Annotated in this window: 15 protein-coding genes; 4 read left to right on the forward strand and 11 right to left on the reverse strand. The window is 49.9% G+C overall.

From position 1 onward, the window contains the following. Positions 1–17: 17 nt before the first annotated feature. Positions 18–2,060 carry a DUF6270 domain-containing protein gene (locus Q6A92_RS07345; RefSeq protein ID WP_332237508.1) on the forward strand — a complete coding sequence of 681 codons (2,043 nt, stop codon included), beginning with the start codon at positions 18–20 and terminating at the stop codon, positions 2,058–2,060. 65 nt (positions 2,061–2,125) lie between these two features. On the opposite strand, the gene Q6A92_RS07350 is transcribed toward Q6A92_RS07345, so the two are convergent. The 6 genes from Q6A92_RS07350 to Q6A92_RS07375 all read right to left on the reverse strand — a co-directional run bounded on the left by Q6A92_RS07350 (position 2,126) and on the right by Q6A92_RS07375 (position 8,164). Then, positions 2,126–2,548 (reverse strand): GtrA family protein, encoded by a 423-nt coding sequence (locus Q6A92_RS07350; protein WP_274397598.1) that lies wholly within the window; start codon positions 2,546–2,548, stop codon positions 2,126–2,128. Further along, positions 2,541–3,530: a glycosyltransferase family 2 protein gene (locus Q6A92_RS07355; protein WP_274397599.1), complete on the reverse strand. Its 990-nt coding sequence runs from the start codon at positions 3,528–3,530 to the stop codon at positions 2,541–2,543. The genes Q6A92_RS07350 and Q6A92_RS07355 overlap by 8 nt, the downstream gene beginning before the upstream one ends. Positions 3,531–3,657: 127 nt before the next feature. Continuing rightward, entirely contained in the window at positions 3,658–5,220 is a 1,563-nt protein-coding gene (locus Q6A92_RS07360) for a hypothetical protein (protein ID WP_332237511.1), read from the reverse strand. A gap of 108 nt (positions 5,221–5,328) precedes the next feature. Next, positions 5,329–6,213, reverse strand: coding sequence for a UTP--glucose-1-phosphate uridylyltransferase GalU (gene galU, locus Q6A92_RS07365; protein WP_332237513.1), 885 nt, complete (start codon positions 6,211–6,213; stop codon positions 5,329–5,331). A gap of 297 nt (positions 6,214–6,510) precedes the next feature. Beyond that, entirely contained in the window at positions 6,511–7,152 is a 642-nt protein-coding gene (locus Q6A92_RS07370) for a hypothetical protein (RefSeq protein ID WP_274397602.1), read from the reverse strand. 112 nt (positions 7,153–7,264) lie between these two features. Continuing rightward, positions 7,265–8,164, reverse strand: coding sequence for an SDR family oxidoreductase (locus Q6A92_RS07375; RefSeq protein ID WP_274397878.1), 900 nt, complete (start codon positions 8,162–8,164; stop codon positions 7,265–7,267). A 228-nt stretch (positions 8,165–8,392) separates the two neighbouring features. Between Q6A92_RS07375 and Q6A92_RS07380 the strand changes: the two genes are divergently transcribed. Both Q6A92_RS07380 and Q6A92_RS07385 read left to right on the forward strand, forming a co-directional pair. After that, positions 8,393–8,569, forward strand: a complete 177-nt coding sequence (locus Q6A92_RS07380; RefSeq protein WP_274397603.1) for a YjcZ family sporulation protein — start codon at positions 8,393–8,395, stop codon at positions 8,567–8,569. 263 nt (positions 8,570–8,832) lie between these two features. Continuing rightward, positions 8,833–10,146, forward strand: coding sequence for a hemolysin family protein (locus Q6A92_RS07385; RefSeq protein ID WP_274397604.1), 1,314 nt, complete (start codon positions 8,833–8,835; stop codon positions 10,144–10,146). A 242-nt stretch (positions 10,147–10,388) separates the two neighbouring features. Here Q6A92_RS07385 and cydC read toward each other — a convergent pair whose 3' ends face one another. The 5 genes from cydC to Q6A92_RS07410 form a co-directional block, all read right to left on the reverse strand. Next, positions 10,389–12,134, reverse strand: coding sequence for a thiol reductant ABC exporter subunit CydC (gene cydC / locus Q6A92_RS07390; RefSeq protein ID WP_332237515.1), 1,746 nt, complete (start codon positions 12,132–12,134; stop codon positions 10,389–10,391). Beyond that, positions 12,131–13,855, reverse strand: coding sequence for a thiol reductant ABC exporter subunit CydD (cydD, locus tag Q6A92_RS07395; protein WP_332237562.1), 1,725 nt, complete (start codon positions 13,853–13,855; stop codon positions 12,131–12,133). The genes cydC and cydD overlap by 4 nt, the downstream gene beginning before the upstream one ends. Positions 13,856–13,916: 61 nt before the next feature. Continuing rightward, the gene (gene cydB / locus Q6A92_RS07400; RefSeq protein ID WP_274397880.1) at positions 13,917–14,933 is read right to left on the reverse strand and encodes a cytochrome d ubiquinol oxidase subunit II; all 1,017 of its coding nucleotides are present in this window, start codon (positions 14,931–14,933) and stop codon (positions 13,917–13,919) included. Then, positions 14,917–16,320 (reverse strand): cytochrome ubiquinol oxidase subunit I, encoded by a 1,404-nt coding sequence (locus Q6A92_RS07405; RefSeq protein ID WP_274397606.1) that lies wholly within the window; start codon positions 16,318–16,320, stop codon positions 14,917–14,919. The genes cydB and Q6A92_RS07405 overlap by 17 nt, the downstream gene beginning before the upstream one ends. Positions 16,321–17,100: 780 nt before the next feature. Then, positions 17,101–17,433 (reverse strand): MerR family transcriptional regulator, encoded by a 333-nt coding sequence (locus tag Q6A92_RS07410; RefSeq protein WP_274397607.1) that lies wholly within the window; start codon positions 17,431–17,433, stop codon positions 17,101–17,103. Between the two features lie 209 nt (positions 17,434–17,642). Here Q6A92_RS07410 and Q6A92_RS07415 point away from each other — a divergent pair, with 209 nt between their 5' ends. Then, positions 17,643–17,780, forward strand: a complete 138-nt coding sequence (locus tag Q6A92_RS07415; protein ID WP_274397608.1) for a hypothetical protein — start codon at positions 17,643–17,645, stop codon at positions 17,778–17,780. Positions 17,781–17,795 lie beyond the last annotated feature (15 nt).

Genomic DNA, 17,795 nt, shown 5'->3' on the forward strand with positions numbered 1-17,795 from the left:
AAAAGAGTGATTGTATTTTGAATGCCTCCCTGTCTCGCTTGAAAATTTTTTCCAAAAATCAGACCGTTCTCATCGAAGGCACGTGCGACAAGGATATACAGGCAGGTACACTGCTTCTTGAAGAACGCATCAAAGGAAATGATCTGTTTATTCCGAGGGACGTGCGGATCCCTTGCAGGGTAAAGCGCGGCGCGTTCAGAGCCGATCTGGACCTGTCGCTTCTGTCCGATCTGAAAAGTACTATCGATTTTTGGGACTGCTATTTTGTCGGCAGAGACAGAAAACAGGCCGTCTCTTTTTTCACAAAAGGTGAGGAAAAGTATCCGTTTTCAGCCGATGCCCTGTCGATCGTTTTTTACAAAAACGCAAACAGGAACCTGTCAGTCTCCGTCAGAGAAAGCGATGCCGGCGAAGCGATCCTCCATGCGGCGACGGACGATTCGGGTCACTACAGGCTGAGCGGAGAACTGACCGGAGTGAACCGCCGATCATTCCGGCACGCCAGCCTGACTGTCAGAAAAAGGGATAATAAAAATTCGGTCCTGTATAAACACGAGACCGTCTTCCCGCTTGATTTTCAATCCGACAGCCGCTGGAGCGCCGGCATCAGCAAGCAGTCCATTTTCCCGGATGCCGCAATTGCCCATGAAGAAGTATGGGATTTATCTGTCAAGCTTGAAAACGGTCCGGATGATCGTTCGCTCTATCTCCCGCTTAGAAATAAGGCGGCGTTCGCGGATGATTATGCGGTCATCGAACGAAATATTTTCTATCAGGCAAAATTTTATATCAATAAAAAGGGCTGCGTCGGCCTGTGGGTGAAAAGGATTCCCCGTTATTTTGAAGCAAAAAATATAACATTCAGCGGCAGCGGGCAACTGAACATCGTATGCAAAAAGCCGCAGCATGAAAAAGTCGTCGGAGCAAGGCTGGAGATTGATACTGAAAAATGGTCGGAATCCTTCAACGGCTTCTCCTTGAACGGTTCTGTCGAAGAAGAAATGACGTCCGTTCGTCTCACGTTTCCGGCCGGACATCTGAACGATCTTTACAAGATTGAAAAAAACGACCGGTTTATCGTGATGATCCGGATTGAAGATGCAGCGACGGGCGTGCAGACATGGATGCCTTTGTTGATCAACGGCGGCCCTGCCGTCGGAACCGGCCGGCTGAGGCTGACTTCGGAATTGGCGGCCGTCCTCCAGGCGAATGCCCGGCATGAAATCGAAGTGATGATCATGAACTATGTCTCACCGGCCTCTTATCACAAAGGGCCTGTGAACCTGGCCATTCTCGGATCTTGCTATACACGCGGGGCTTTTAACTCAAGTCCCTATTTCAATCCCGGTTATAAGGATAAATACACGATCACGTTTACACAGTTTCACTCCAGCATTCCCAGCCTGATGAGCCGGCCTGTTTCTTTTCCGGACGACTTTTTCAGGGACAAAAAAGCTATTGAGAAAGACTATCTGAAAAGTGATTTTGAAAAACTTTTCTTTGAGAAGCTGTCCGAAGCAAAAGCCGAGTATTTTCTTTTCGATCTTTATCCGGACGCGGTCCGCGACCTCGTCGTTTATGACGATCAGCACATCGTCACCGGCAACTTTTATTTAAGAAATCGCCCGTTTCTGCAGTCCCTGACCGGGAAAGCCCGTTTCATTTCCCATGATGACGAACAGGCGTTTTTAAACTATTGGTGCCCGGCTGCCGATGCGTTTGCCGACGCGATCGTCCGCTTCTTTCCGCAAGAACGGATCATCCTGCAAAAAGCGCGGATGATCAATCGTTACTACGATCCGAATTATCAGATCAAATTTTTTAGCGATCAGCTGAATCTGGTGAAAAGAAGCAATATGTATTTTCAATTTATGGAATCCTACCTCCTGCACCGGCTGCCGCACATTCATACCATCGACCTGAACCGCTACGGGTATATCGGCCGCTTCGACCATCCCGATGGGCAATCGACCAATCACTATGAACCCGATTATTATCGGAAACTGGTTCGCGAACTCGACAGGATTATCTTCGAGCAGGATCAGACGGGCGGCAACTGACTGCGGGCAATAAAAAACAGGCACAGCTCCGAAACCGCGATCACATACGGCCGGGTTGTGCCTGCTTATGCTTTAAATACCCAGAATTTGCTAAGAACAAAGTTAAATATAAGGCCGACAAGCGTGCTGATCAGTTTATCGGCATAAAGCGGCAGGAAAAGCAGGCCGTGCATCACAAGCAGCGTCATCAGCAGGACCGCCAGATTGAGGATCGTGAACCTGATGAAACGCGACTTGCTTTTCGCCGAGTTCGAGAATGTAAACCGGGAATTGAGGAAATAGCTGTTGAGCATGCCGGCGCCGTACGAGAGTATCTGTGCAAGCGCATAAAACAGTGAGAAAAAGTGTGTGAGCAGTACGAAAACAATAAAATCAACCGCCGTATTCAATACGCCTACCGTCCCGAACGCAGCCGCCTGCTTGATCAGGCGAAGCCGGAACTGCAGGCCTGAGCGTTCTTGTGAAGACTGCGACCGGGTTTCACTCATGGCTGATCGTTTCCTTTACCTTCAGCTCTTCCATCGTGTTGATTTCCACCGAATACCTCGGACGCCGCTTCGTTTCTTTAAATATCTTCCCGATATATTCGCCAATGACGCCGATGGCAATCAGCTGCATGCCTCCGACGATCCAGATGGACAGAATCAGGGATGTCCAGCCGCTGATCGTGTGGTCGAGCAGCCAGACGACAATCGAATAGACGGCAATGACGGCGCCGATCAGGACGATGAAAAAACCAAGCCATGTCACCATCTTTATCGGAGCGATACTGAATGAAGTGACGCCGTCGACGGCGAAAGCAATCATTTTCTTCAGCGGATATTTTGACTGGCCTGCAAACCGCTCTTTGCGATCATAATAAACTTTCGCTGTTTTGAAACCGAGAAGCGGAATGATGCCGCGAAGAAAAATATTTTCTTCCTTATATTTCCCAAATTCGATGATTGCCTTCCTGCTCATCAGCCGATAGTCCGCATGATTGGGGACCAGTTTCACGCCCATTCTGTTCATCAGGCTGTAAAAGGCCAGCGCTGTGTTCCGCTTAAAGAAAGTGTCTGTTTCCCGTTTGTCGCGGACTCCGTAAACGATGTCACAGCCCTCGTGATATTTATCGATGAATTCATAGATTGCGTGAACATCATCCTGAAGATCGGCATCAATCGAAATGACGCAATCGGAAAACCGGCCCGCTGTCTCGATTCCGGCAACAAGCGCCCCCTGGTGGCCGAAGTTCCTGCTCAGTTTCAGCCCCTGCACGAACGGATTGATCTTAGCCTTTTGTTCGATGATTGCCCATGTCCTGTCTTTGCTTCCGTCGTCGATAAAAAAAATGACGCTGTCCGGTCTGATTCTTTCGCCCCGGACCAGGTTGCTCATGATTTCCGTGAGTTCTTTGGTTGTTTCATCGAGAACTGCCTCTTCATTGCAGCACGGAACGACAATGGACAAAAGTGGTAATTCTTTTCTCACGATTAAACACTCCTGCTTTAATTATAGCCGCTGTTTTGTTACAAATAGAGAAATAATCATGATTCTAAAAAAATTTCAGGCCGGTCTGACAGTCTTTATAAGATACTACCCGCCATCCGCCCGGGTGTCAATTTTTTTTGAACAGAATATAGCGATAAGTCCTGCCGACGGCCCTTTGAAACTGCTGAGCGGCTATATGATATTTTTTAAAAATCGCCGGGATCCTCAATTGCCACGGTGCCATGCGTTTCTGAGCTCTGACGACAACGAATTGGGTCAAGCCTGCTCTGACATAGTGATTTTGTTCATTCATATTTTCCGGATACACTTTATACTTAACATTTTGTTTTTCAAAGTAGCGGGTGTTCGGAACAATATTGGAAGCAAGATAGAATCCTCCGTCCAGAAAGCCGTAATTCAGCAGCGTCGGATGCCGTTCCCGATCGATGATCGCTGCAAAATTTTCCTGGACCGGCGGCTTTCTGACGAAAAACTTTGACGACAGAATGTTCGTGTTGTAACCAAAGCAGAGGAAAAAGGCAGCCATCGCAAAAATGATCAGCGCCGGCCATTCATTCCTTTTGCCTCTATAAGCGGCCGGCTTATTCCCGGACTTCTGCAGCAGCCCTCCGATTGCAATAAGGCCGAACAACGTCAGCGGCAGAACGATCAGAAAATAATAAACATAGTGTCTTCCGCCAATATAAACACCCAGCACAAGACCGGCCGCATAGCAGAAAAAGGCCCATTTTTCCTCCATAGACCGCAAATATTTCCAAGTAAACAGAAAAAAAATCATCCCTGTCAGCATGACGGCTCCGCTGACCGGATTGTGATCAAGTACTGTTCCGACCGTCAGCGCGCAATTGATCAGTTTCTCCGCCATACTGTCCTGCGAGGAATAAGCAGACAGATTAAATTTGAAATAAACGTCAATCAGCGCCCGAACTCCGTGATGAATCCCGAAATAGACAATCCAGGGCGCGCTGGCCAGAACAAGCCCTGCAGAAGTATACAGCAGCGCCCGCACCGGCTCGCGCCATTTCCTTTTCTGCAAACTGATCAGCAGAACAACCAAATAAAATCCGATCCAGCCGCCGAGAAGCGTGAACTTGATCCAGAGGACACAGCCGGATGTCAGGCCGCCGATCAAATAAAAGGTTTTGCCGAACGGCTCTCCGTGAGATAATTTAAAGTGCTTCAGCATTAAATAAAGAAAGAGCATGACAAACGGGATCGCGAACTCTTCGGCGCTGCCGCCTAAATAAAACACGGACTGATCGAGAATAAAAGTCGGAAACAAAAGTGAAATGAACGCAGACGGCATCCTCTGCAGATAGAGGCAGGCCGTCTTGAACGCCAGAAGAAGGTCGAAAAACATGGCCAGGCTTTCCAGCAGATAGACACCGAAAAAGTTCGTATGCGATACGAAATAAGCCAGTTCGTACAGCGCATAAAGCAGCGGCCCTTTCTGCTCGAAAAGATCTTTGTACGGCACAAGCCCGTGGGCCATTCCCTTCCCCACTGTAAAAAAGGCATTCGCGTCGTCCCAATTATTCAAAACAAAAAAAGGAGAAGATTGTGTAAAAAAAAGCATGATGAAAAAGGCGTACAAAAACAAAAAACCGATCGTAAGCCCTTCCTGCACATCCAGATCCATAAATGTCTTTCTGTTAAATTTAAGGAACATGAATCCTGTACCACTCTCTTAAATTTATCGGGTCCGAGGCCTGCTGCAGCCGGCAGACACTAGATCGGAGCCGGACCGATGAGCCGCCCCACTATTTTTGCGGAACGTTCACAGCTGCTTGTTAACCAGCTTTTGGTGGAGGTCTTCCAGGTAATGAAGCATAGCATTCCTCAGGTCCTCCCGCGAGAGCGCCATTTCAATATTAGACTTAATGAATCCCAGTGTCTCGCCGACATCATAACGTTTGCCCTCATAAGCATAGCCGTATACTTTTTCGATTTCATTCAGCCGGGCAATTGCATCGGTCAGCTGGATTTCTCCTCCCGATCCAATCTGCTGTTTATCGAGAAAGCCGAAGATGGCCGGAGTCAGAATATATCGGCCGATGATCGCCACGTCGGAAGGAGCTTCTTCGACAGCCGGCTTCTCAACAAATCCGCGGATGTCGTACAGTCTGCCCTTTTGTGCGGACGGATCGATGATGCCGTAGCGATTCGTTTCATCTTTCGGGACTTTTTTCACCGCGACAATGCTGGACTGCACCTGGTCAAACTGATCCATCATCTGTTTCAGACAGGGTGGATCGTTCTGAATAATGTCGTCGCCGAGTAAAACGGCAAACGGTTCATTTCCGATAAATTTTCTGGCGCACCAGACCGCATGGCCCAACCCGCGCGGCTCTTTCTGCCGGATATAATAAATATCCACTTTAGCCGGCTGGCGGACTTTTTCCAGCAAGTTGTATTTTTGTTTGCTGATCAGATTTTCTTCCAGTTCGAAAGCGTTATCGAAATGATCTTCAATCGCACGTTTTCCTTTGCCTGTAACAATAATGATGTCTTCGATGCCTGAATGGATCGCCTCTTCAACAATATACTGGATCGTCGGTTTATCGACGATCGGCAGCATTTCCTTAGGCATCGCCTTAGTGGCCGGCAGGAAACGGGTTCCGAGCCCCGCAGCCGGTATAATTGCCTTTCGTACTCTCTGCATGTCCCATTCCACCTCTGATTATGTTTGGCACAGGTGCTTCTCCGTGCCGGCCGTGCGAATGCCCGGCTGAAACACCCTCTGTCTCCCGTACGGGAAAGAGAAAAAGATCGCCGCGCTTTTTTTGTCTGTACGCAGTCCCGTCCGGCAATAGTAGTATACCTTAATCCCGACGTATCTTACGAATAATGGGAAAGTTTTCATATGGAGTGAGCGGCATTACTGTTTTTGCAAAAAAAAGACAGAACCGTTGTTCTGCCTTCTGCACCCGCTTTTTACCGATTGTATAGTCAGTCCCGGTTACAGGTTCCGCCGCTCAAGTGCGTCAAGTGCGTATACCGACCAGCTTTCGAGCCGTTCATAGACTTCCGGAGCGGCAAGCTCGTCCTGATTCATCCATTTTCCTTCCAGTTTCTCCCGCTCGCGGACGGTAATCTCTGCCGATGCGGGCAGGTCGATGACAATCAAAACGCCGACATGTACGCGGCCGACCGCGGCGGCATCGTCATTGATCAGACCGATCATCCGCAATCCCGGCTGCCCGGCATTGCGGATTTCCAGTTCTTCACCCAGTTCACGTCTCAGATTATCCGAGAGCACCTCTTTAAAAGTCGCCGCTTTATCCACACGGTTCATGTGGCCGCCGACTCCGAGAGAAATCCTGCCGTGTAAGCGGGATTCGCCGCCTCCGCCGAGCCGCTTATAGGTAAAAAAGCGAGTGCCGCGGCGCAGAACGGCATACGGAATCGGCTGCTTATAGGCCGGATTCTCCTCTGCGTCGCCGCGGCGCATGACTTCGTAGCGGGCAGCCATTCGTTTTTCAAGCGCTTCAACTTTCTCCGGAGCCTTCTCCGTTCCTTGAAATGTCAGATCATGACTTGTCCCTGCGCCGAAGAGCAGGTCCCGCTTAACAACGATAATTTGTTCATCCATTTTCCCCATTTCAATCCCCCAAATAAACCGTTCTCTAGTAAGAGTGATTGAAGTTCAGGCCGTTGTCAAGATGTTTGAAGAGATGAACAGACCTGTTTTGAAAAAAACGGTTATTTATCGTTCACGATTCAACCATTTCCCCTCCGCCGACATGGAGGGTCTGGCCGGAAACATAGCCCGAATCATCCGAAGCAAGATAGACATAGGCAGGCGCCAGTTCAAACGGCTGCCCGGGCCGCTTTATCGGCATATCCGAACCGAAAATTCCGACATTCTCCTCCGTGAATGTTGCCGGAATCAGCGGTGTCCATATCGGGCCGGGCGCGACGGCATTAACCCGGATGCCCCGATCAATGAGATTCTGCGATAAGGCGCGGGTGAATGAAACGACCGCCCCTTTGGTCGCGGAATAATCGATCAGATTTTTTGAGCCGCGGTATGCCGTGACGGAAGCCGTGTTAATGATCGAGCTTCCCGGTTTCAGATGGGGGAGAGCCTCCCTTGTCAGGTAGAAATAAGAAAAAATATTGGTCTGAAACGTCGTCATCAGCTGTTCGTCGCTGATATCCAGCAGACTGTTTCTGACATATTGGACCGCACAATTGTTCACCACGATATCCAGCCTTCCGAATTTTTTGACGGTCCGGGCAACCGCCGACTTTGAAGACTGAGGATTTTTCAAATCCGCTCTTATCAGAATGCTTTCACCGCCAAGTGCTTCAATACGCCGTTTCGTCCATTCGGCATCGCGGTCTTCATTCAAATAAACAATCGACAGTCTGGCACCCTCCTTGGCAAAAGCGAGAGCCGCGGCACGGCCGATTCCACTGTCGCCTCCCGATATGATCGCGACTTTCCCGGCGAGTTTCCCGCTTCCCTTATAGTCCGGATTTTCCGAAATCGGCAGCGGATTCATCATATATTCAAACCCGGGCTGACGGTCCTGGTGCTGCGGCGGACAGGTCAGAATCTGTTCTTTGGAAACCATTCTTTTCCCGAATAACGGATAATAGGGATACATGTCACTCATTCCTTTCTCCAAATTGCAGTCGTTGTCTCAGCGTGTCCTTTCAAACGGACATTCCTCTGCATCTTATTCATTTCCCGAAAAATCATTCTTTAACAAAGAAAATAAGCTGATTGCTGAATCTGGGCTATCGCACATCTCCGCCGGCCGGGACATTTATTCATCGCCAATTGCCCCAGGATAACATAGAATATCATATCTCGTGATAAAGGAGTGACTTGAATGGGCTATTACGGTCTGGGCGGAAACCCGTCCAATGCGGCTTACGGAGGATACGGATATGGGTACGGATGCCAACCTCATTATCCGGTCGGAGGCTACTCATACGGCAGCGGGTTTGCACTGATTGTCGTGCTGTTCATTCTTTTAATAATCGTTGGCGCTGCTTTCGTTTGCTAAAAAAATTTAAAAATGCCCGGCGGTACTATTCCGTCCGAGCATTTTTCGTTTCATCCGCTTTCGTTCTCTCTGCAGCATTTCCGCCTTCCATCTACACCTTATGCCCAGCGGAGAAATCAGTGACAGGTCCCGGAAGAGCCCGATTCCGCCGATATCTTGTTTTCGTTTTCAATTCAAAACAGGTCCCCGTTTATGTATAATAAAATTATCCTAATACGTGTGGAGGTGACACCCGCACACTGATTGCGGTGCGCGGGAATCATTTGGACGATACCCTGGGGATACTGATCGTCATTTTTTTAATCTTACTGACCGCTTTTTTTGTCGCTGCCGAATTTGCCATTGTGAAAATTCGTTCCACCCGGCTTGATGAACTGATCAAACGGGGAAACAGACGTGCCCGGGCCGCAAAGAAAATCGTCGACGACCTGAACGCTTATCTGTCGACGACTCAGCTTGGCATCTCAGTTACCGCGCTTATTTTAGGATGGATCGGAGAACCTGCCGTTTCCCATCTGCTTCAGCCGTTTTACACATGGATCGGCCTGAGCGGGACTCTGTCGGCGACCTGTTCCACGCTTTCCGGTTTTTTTATCGTGACGCTTCTTAGCGTCGTCCTCGGCGAATTGGCCCCAAAAGGTATTGCCATTCAAAAAGCGGAACAGATTGTTCTCGCCCTTGCTTTTCCGCTGATCTGGTTTCACAGAATCCTTTTCCCGTTTGTCTGGCTTCTTAATACACTTTCTTCGGGCGTTATCCGCCTTTTTGGAATCCGTCCGGATTCGGGACATGATCGGGCGCTGACTGAAGGAGAACTGAGACTGACTCTCTCCGACAGCTATAAAAGCGGTCAAATCAGCCAGGGCGAGCTGCGCTATATGGACCGTATTTTTGATTTTGACGAACGGACGGCCAGAGAAGTCATGGTTCCGAGAACCGAAATTGTCTGCGTCTATAAAGAGGACCCGTTTGAAGAAAGCCTTAAGATTCTTCACAATGAGAAATTCACACGCTTTCCTGTCGTGGAAGAAGACAAAGATCACGTGATCGGCATGATCAATATCAAGGATATTTTTACAGACATTTTAACGAAGGAAATCCATTCTCTGGATGACTATGTCCGCCCGATCCTTTCCGTTCTCGAAACGACGCCCATCCGGAGCCTGCTGGAAAAGATGCAGAAGGAAAGCATTCACATGGCCATCCTGACCGATGAATACGGGGGAACATCCGGACTGGTGACGGTTGAAGACATTCTTGAAGAGATCGTCGGGGAAATTCGCGACGAATTCGACGAAGGTGAAGAACCGTTAATCAAGCGTATCGACGCAAACCAGGCTCTGGTCGACGGAAAATTGCTGATTTCCCACGTCAACAGGCAGTTTCAGATTGATATCGAGGAAGAGGGGCTGGATACGATCGGCGGATGGATGCTTGCGGAAGATCCCAATATCAAAGTCGGATCGACGCTCCAATACGACCATGTCACCTTCAAAGTCGCAGAAATGGACGCTCATCAGATAAAAAAAATCGTTGTTAAGAAATTGATCGCTCTGCATGAGCAAAAACCATCCTGAATATTCACCCGGGATGGGCGGCCTTCCCGCCGGAATCCGCCGGGTTATGGAAACGAATCGGACATGTCTGAAAACGTTCCGGCCGGCGGCTGACCGCCTTTTGAAGAAAATCCGGACAGCTTTGCCGAAAAAAAAAGAGCTGCGGAAACAAGGATGAAAAAAACACCGGGGTGTCTGTATCCTCCGGTGTTTCGCTCCTGCAAGGAGTTTATATAAAGCGGCCTTCTTTATCCGGCCGGTCCCTAGAGCATCTGTTTCAGGTGTTCGGGGACATCGAGCTGATAGAGACGGCGGTAGCGGCTGTTCGTTTGCAGCAGACGGTCGTGAGTCCCTTCCATCACGATCTCTCCGTCTTCCATAAAAACGACCTGATCCATCTTCTCCGCCCCGACCAGATGGTGCGTAATCCAGATCAACGTTTTCCCCGCCAGCGTTCGGAAAATAGTCGACAGAAGTTCTTTTTCCGTAGTCGGGTCCAGGCCGACTGTCGGTTCATCAAGAATCACCACCGGAGCCTTCCTTAAAAGAATCCGGGCAAGGGCCAGCCGTTCCTGCTCGCCGCCCGAGAATATATCGCCGGTTTCATGCATCTGCGTTTCGTAGCCGTTCGGAAGACTGAGAATCAAGTCGTGCAGTCCGACCAGCCTGGCGGCATTCATAATCTCTTTCTCGCTCGCATTCTCGCTGCCGAGCGCCAGATTATTGATCACCGACGTATCGAAGAGATGCGGATTCTGGTTTAGAACGGATATCTGTTTCGGCATCAGGCTGCCGATCCGGTGGGCCGGCGTTCCGTTCAGCGTCACGCGGCCGCGCTCCGGCACGAGAGAGCCGTAGATGAGGTGAGTCAAGGTCGATTTGCCCGCACCGCTTCTTCCGATCAGGGCAACCCTCTGTCCCTGGGCAATATTCAGCGAGACGTCATGGATCGCCCAGCGGCCGTCTTCTCCATACCGATAGAAGAGATGATCCGCGCGGATATCAATGCGTTCCGCTGTTTTCTTCCAGGCCTGCGGCGGTTCTTCCTGAAGATCGGCGGGCCGGCCCGTCTCGATGGTCCGCAGCCTCTTGAACGCATCTTTGTATTGAGGATATCTTTCCACCGCTTCAGACACGGGCACCAGCGATTCTGTTATGGTGAAGACTGCCAGGACGAAGGCGGCGATCAGCGTCCGGTCCATGCGATGGTCCGCAGCCATGCTGCCGGTCCAATAGACCATTGAAATCACGCAGACGCCGATGACGACCTGGCTGATCAAATCACGCCATCTTCTCATCGCATGGAGGCGGCGCTCCAGAACCATGACCTGACTTTCAAGAACTTCGTGGCTGCTGAGAAACGATTTCTGGCGGCCCGACATCATCCAGTCTTCGGCACCGAGAACGGCATCCGTCAGTTTTTCGTAAAGAAGATGCCGGGTCCGTGAAAGGCGTTCATGGCTGCGCCCGCTCCACAGAAGAGACAGCGCCGGAAAGACAACCAGCAGAATAAGAAGGTATAAAGCTGTTAAAAAGGCAAAGGAAACATCCACGTAACCAAGCAGACCGATCCAAAGGACATAAATCATCAGCGCCGATACGCCCGGAATCACCGTTCTCAGATAAATGTCCTGCAGATGTTCGATGTCGTCGGAAAGAATACCGAGAACATCGCCGGTTCTGTACTTGGAACGGAAAAAAAAGGCCGTCGGTTCAAGCATCTTATACAGACGTGTCCGCATCTCAGACAGAATTCTGAGAATCGTGTCGTGCCCGGACAGCCTGCTTGCATACTGAAAAACGGCCCTGAATATGCCAAAGGTCCTCACGCCGACAATCGGTACATAAATCATCAATATATTTTCCGGCCTGAGAGCCGCCCTTGAGATCAGATATCCGGATGTAAAAAGCAGCCCGGCCGCACAAAGGAGCGCGGCAACACTGAAACAAGCGGCAAGGAACAGACCGCGCCAATGTTTCTTCATGTACGGAACAAACCATGTTTTCATTGGATCCCCTCCAATTGTGACCGGACGAGGCTGCAGTATGAACCGTTCTTCTTCAGAAGTTCTTCCTGTGTTCCGACCTCCGCGAGCCTTCCCTGCTGAATGACGGCAATCCGATCCATCTGATCCATCCAGTGAAGGCGGTGCGTTGCCAGAAAGACCAGTTTTCCCTTAAACAGACGAATCATCGCTTCCTTCAGATCATACTCCGTTTCGATATCGAGATGGGCCGTCGGTTCATCGAGCAGCAAAATCGGCCGATTGCAAAGAAAGGCGCGTGCCAGAGCGACCCGCTGCTCCTGTCCGCCGCTCAGCTGTCTTCCTCCGGCGCCGATTTTCTCGTCCAGTCCTTGCGGGAACTGACTGATCAGCGTTTCCAGGCCGGCAGAGCGGACGGCTCCGACGATCTGCCGATCCGTAGCTTCAGGCGCATAAAAAGCAATGTTTTCCTTGAGAGACGCACTGAAAAGATACGGATGCTGAGGAATGTAGGTAATCAGCTTCCGCCACCTCGGATCAGTCAGATCGGCTGTCCGCCCGTTTATTTTTATCAAACCCGATGCCGGCGCCAGAAATCCGCCGATTAAATCGATCAGCGTTGATTTCCCCGCCCCGCTCGTCCCAATGATGCCGAATTTTTCAAACCCGACTGTAGTGAACGTTATGGCATCCAGCGCCTTTTCTTTTTTCCCTTCCCGATAACAAACGGAACTCTCTTCAAGGGCCAGTACGGAATGATCGGACCAGGTTTCCGGGATTAAATCCGTCTGCGGACGTTCCTTTTCCGGGCGGGAGGCGAGGGCGTTCAGCTTGTGCGCCGCTTCCTTGCCGTCAAGGGTCGCATGATAATCCTGGCCCAGCTCCCTGATAGGCAGAAAATACTCGGGCGCCAGAATCAGAACGATCAGGGCCGGGTCGAGCAGAATATGACCGTCAATCAGCCTGAGACCGAGCGACACCGCAACAAAAGCGATCGACAGCATGGTAAAGAAATCGAGGGCAAATGAGGAGAGAAACGCCAGACGGAGCGTTTTCATCGTCATCACGCGGTACTTGTCGCTCACCCGTTCGATCGATTGCTGATGGCGTTTGCCGAGCCCGAGATAACATAATGTTGAAAGTCCGCGCAAGGAATCAATAAAGTGATTCGACAGCACGCGGTACGATGCCCAGCGATCGTCCATCTTTTTCTGCGCCGCAAGCCCGAGCAGAATCAGAAAAATAATCAAAACCGGCATGGTCAGCAAAAGAATCAGGGCCGACATCCGGTCCTCTGTAAAAACATAAATAAGAATCATCAGCGGAAGAATGCCGTTGGCCGCCATCTTAGGAATAAAGAGCTCCAGATACTGTCTGACCTGGGCCGCCCCTTCCAGCGTCAGCGTCACGAGATTGCCCGTTCCCTGCCCCCTGATAAATCCATGGCCAAGCTCAAAAAGCTTGGCCAGAAATTTCTTTCTCATATCCGAACTGGTGCGTTCGGCGAAACGGTAAGAAAAGTGTTTGATCAAAAAAACAAAGAAATAGCGGCAGACAAGCACGCCCAAAAAAAGAAGAGCCTCGCTGCCGATCGCCGATACGGGCCGGCCCGCAAACAGGCCGGAGACAAGATCGGCAAGCAAAATCGCCTGAAAAATGGTGCAGATCCCCTGCCCGATCGTCAGCAAGGCCGTTAAAGCAATGAGACGCTTGGCACCTTTGTATGTGAATATTTCGCGATCCATAAACAGGCTTGGCAAAAACTCGCGACCTTTGTCAGGAGGGCCAAGCGTTCACATCCTCTCTTTAGTATTGCAGTTTTTCCTTGCTCGTTACTCTTTTTCTAAAAACATAGTAGCTCCAGATGGAATAGCCGATAACGAACGGCAGCAAAACCACGGCGACAATCGTCATCACACCGAGCGAGTAGGAGCCTGAAGACGCATTATACACGGTCAGGTCGTAGGCAGATTTGATATTGCTGACCATAACCCTTGGGAACAGTCCGATGAACAGCGATGCGATGGTCAGCGCAATCAGCCCCGCATTCATACCGAACGCCCATCCGTCATGCTTCCTGACCAGAAGAATCTGCGAAAGCACAAGAGCCAGAACAGCCAATATATAAATCGGATAGAGCCATGCGCCCCGAACGGTAAAGATATCGGTGACAAAGAAGGTCACAATGACAAAGGCGAGCAAAGCGGCGGCAAGCAGCCAGAAAACCTTAGACGCAAGCGCACGTGCGCGCTGCTGCAGATCGGCCGTCGTTCTCAGGCAGAGATAGACGAGGCCGTGATAGAAACACAGCAGTGTAATCGTTATCCCTCCGAGCACTGTATAAGGATTGACAAAGCTGGTGAACACGCCGTGCATGTTCATGCTTTTGTCGATCGGCAGCCCGTAAACAAGAGAGGAAAAGACGACGCCCCAGAGAAACGGAACGAGCAGGCTCGGAATGAATATAGCCCAGTCCCACGTCTCCACCCATTTCACGCTGCCGACCTTCGCTCTGAATTCAAAGGCCGTTCCGCGGGCAATTAAAAGAAGCAGCATGACAACAAGCGGGACATAAAAACCGCTGAACAGAGTGGCATACCAGTTCGGGAATGCCGCAAACATCGCTCCTCCTGCCGTAATCAGCCATACTTCGTTAGCATCCCAGAAAGGTCCGATCGTATTGATCATCACGCGCCGCTCCGGCTCGCCGTGAGCGACAAAGCGGGTAGCCATGCCCACGCCGAAATCATACCCCTCCAAAAAGAAGAATCCGATAAACAGCACGGCAATCAGCAGAAACCATAATTCACTCAGCAACATGATGAAATCCCTCCCCATCGAACGGATCGTTTGATTCAACTATGTCCTTATTGCCGATCGCCGGTCCCTGTTTGATGACCCTGGCAAAAAGATAGACCATGACGACTCCAAGAGCGGTATAGATTGTCAGAAAAGCGATGATTGAAAACAGCAGTTCCCCTGCCGATACGTTCGGCGACACACTGGCCGCCGTCTGCATGAAGCCAAAGACGGTCCACGGCTGACGTCCGATTTCGGTCATCAGCCATCCGGTGATGCTGCCGATGTATGGAATAAAAATTGAAGCGACCATCGCATGCAGGAACCATCTGTTTTTCAGCAACTTGTCTCTCCATGCAAGAATAGCGCCGATGATTCCAAAAACGCAGAGCACTATGCCCATCAGAGCCATGATGCGAAAGCTCCAGAATGTAGTTGCAACAGGAGGAATATAATTACCGGCTCCGTATTTCGCCGTATATTGCTTTTGCAGCGTATCTATCCCCTGGACATTGCCGTTGAAAGTCCCGTAGGAAAGAAAGTCCAGTAAATAAGGGATCTGGATTTCTCCCGAATTCTGATGCTTCTGCGCGTTGATCGAGGCAACGACCGTCCATCCCGCTGGGCTGCCGCTGTCCTTCCACAGCGCCTCGCTTGCCGCCATCTTCATCGGCTGAGTCCGGACAAGGTACTGCGCCTGGAAATGGCCGAAAAAGGCAAGCGCCAGACCGGCAATAAGGCCGACAATGATCCCTATTTTGAACGATCTTTTGAAAAAGTCAATATTTCGCTTTCTCAGAAGACAAATGGCACTGATCCCGGCCACAACAAACGCACCCGTTGCGAATGAACCGAAAACCGTATGCGGATATTCTACCCAGAGCTGCGGATTGGAAATCAGCGCGAAAAAGTTATTCATCACTGCCCGGCCGTTCTGAACAGCAAATCCGACCGGATGCTGCATAAAGGAATTGGCCGTCAGAATCCAGAGAGCCGAAAGCGTGGTTCCTGCAGTGACCAGCCAGATACAGGCGAGATGAGCGCCTTTTGACAACCGGTCCCATCCAAAGAGCCAGATGCCGATGAACGTCGATTCCATAAAGAAGGCAAGAAGCGCCTCAATGGCCAGAGGAGCGCCGAATACGTCCCCCATGAACCGTGAATACTCCGACCAGTTCATACCGAACTGAAACTCTTGCAAAATTCCTGTTACGATACCGATGGCGAAGTTGATCAGAAACAGTTTACCCCAGAACTGAGTCATCTCTTTGTAGATCTCATTCTTTTTGACAACATACAGCGTTTCCATGATTGACACGATGAGTACGAGGCCGATCGATAAGGGCACGAATAAAAAGTGGAAAATAGTTGTTGCCGCGTACTGAAATCTTGCCAGGCTCAATACATCCATACTCTTTCCTCTTTTCTTCTCCGGGAAATGGATTCCGGAATTTTTGTAAGCGGTTAAAATAACAAAGTCCTCTACAGGTGTAACAGATGTCACACATCCACTTATTACTTTACAACTTCTTCAGCCATCTGTTATGACCACATCATGGCAATTCAGTGAACGATTTGTGCCTATAATCTATCTATTCTGTGACGCCGCAGCCATTTCATTGATTTATGAATACCGGCCGATTCAAACAGGTCCCGTAAGTATGAATGATGAAAAAAGCCCGCGGACATGATCCGGCTTTTTCTAATCTGCGTATCTGTTATGCGGCACCGCCCCGGCTCCGCTTATTTAATCGCTTCTTAAGCCCTTTCATTAAGCCATTTTGTATATTTCGGCTGCAAAGAAAAATAAATCCGGAGCATTCGGTAAATGAGAATAAAGCGGCCGGACCGGGACGGTATCCGCTATTAAAAATCCAATGAACAAAACAAAATGTGCGCTGCCGGCTGCGCAAAAGAAATAATTTTTTCTCAACTGTAAATGAATGATGTCACACTGCAAGAAGCGGCGAAAGCCATAGAATTCCCGCCGGAAAAAACCCGGCCTCATCTGCCAAAGGCTCGGCGAGGCCGGGTTGCGGAGGACCGGGACGCCTTCATGCCGGACAGGCCGCCGGTTCTACACCTTAATAATCTATGCTTCCAACAGTACAAAAAAGCCGGCACGGCGGCCGGCAGGAAACAAGTCTGTCATTCATCGAGGATTCCCGGCGTTGCAAACAGCGGCAGCTGCTTAATCCCTTTTATTGAAATAGGCATTCAGCTGCCCGCGGATCATCCGTTCCCTGAATTTATTGTCATACCGTTTGTTTTGTTTCTTCAGCATTTCTCTCCGCAGTTCGGACGTCTGCATGCCGTCCTCCATTTTATCGGCGATTTCCATTAATGTCTCAACATCCGTAAAAGAATACTTGCGGTTGCCCCGATCAGAACGTTCAGGAAATATCAGCTTCCTCTTCTCATAATAGCGGATCTGACGTTCGCTCAGACCGGTCAGTTCACAGACTGTCCCGATTGAAATCACCTTTTTAAACAGATAAGCGTCTTTTTGAGAATGCGCGGCCATTCAACGGCCCCCCCTTTCCATTCCGCTTCCGCTTTAAAGCATCGCATCATTCATTGTAAGATAATATTACATCTACAAAAACTGCTTCGCAATCACATTGTCATATATTCTGACACATTATTAGACTTCTCCGGAAATTCTTATTAAAATAAAAAGGGGAAAGAGGAAAATCAAAAAACTGCGGTTCAGTTTTTTCGGGAGGCAGAATCATGAATCAGGAAAAAGTCCGGCGTTTAGCTGAAAAAATTATTCAGCTTGATATCAAACGTGACGAATTATATGAAGAACTGATTGCCATCAGCGGCGAACGCGCGGCGGAAATCCTCAGGTCGGTGCAAAATCACTGACCGCGCCCGGAAAAC

The organism is Sporolactobacillus sp. KGMB 08714 (assembly GCF_036598985.1).
Classification (GTDB): Bacteria; Bacillota; Bacilli; order Bacillales; family Sporolactobacillaceae; genus Sporolactobacillus.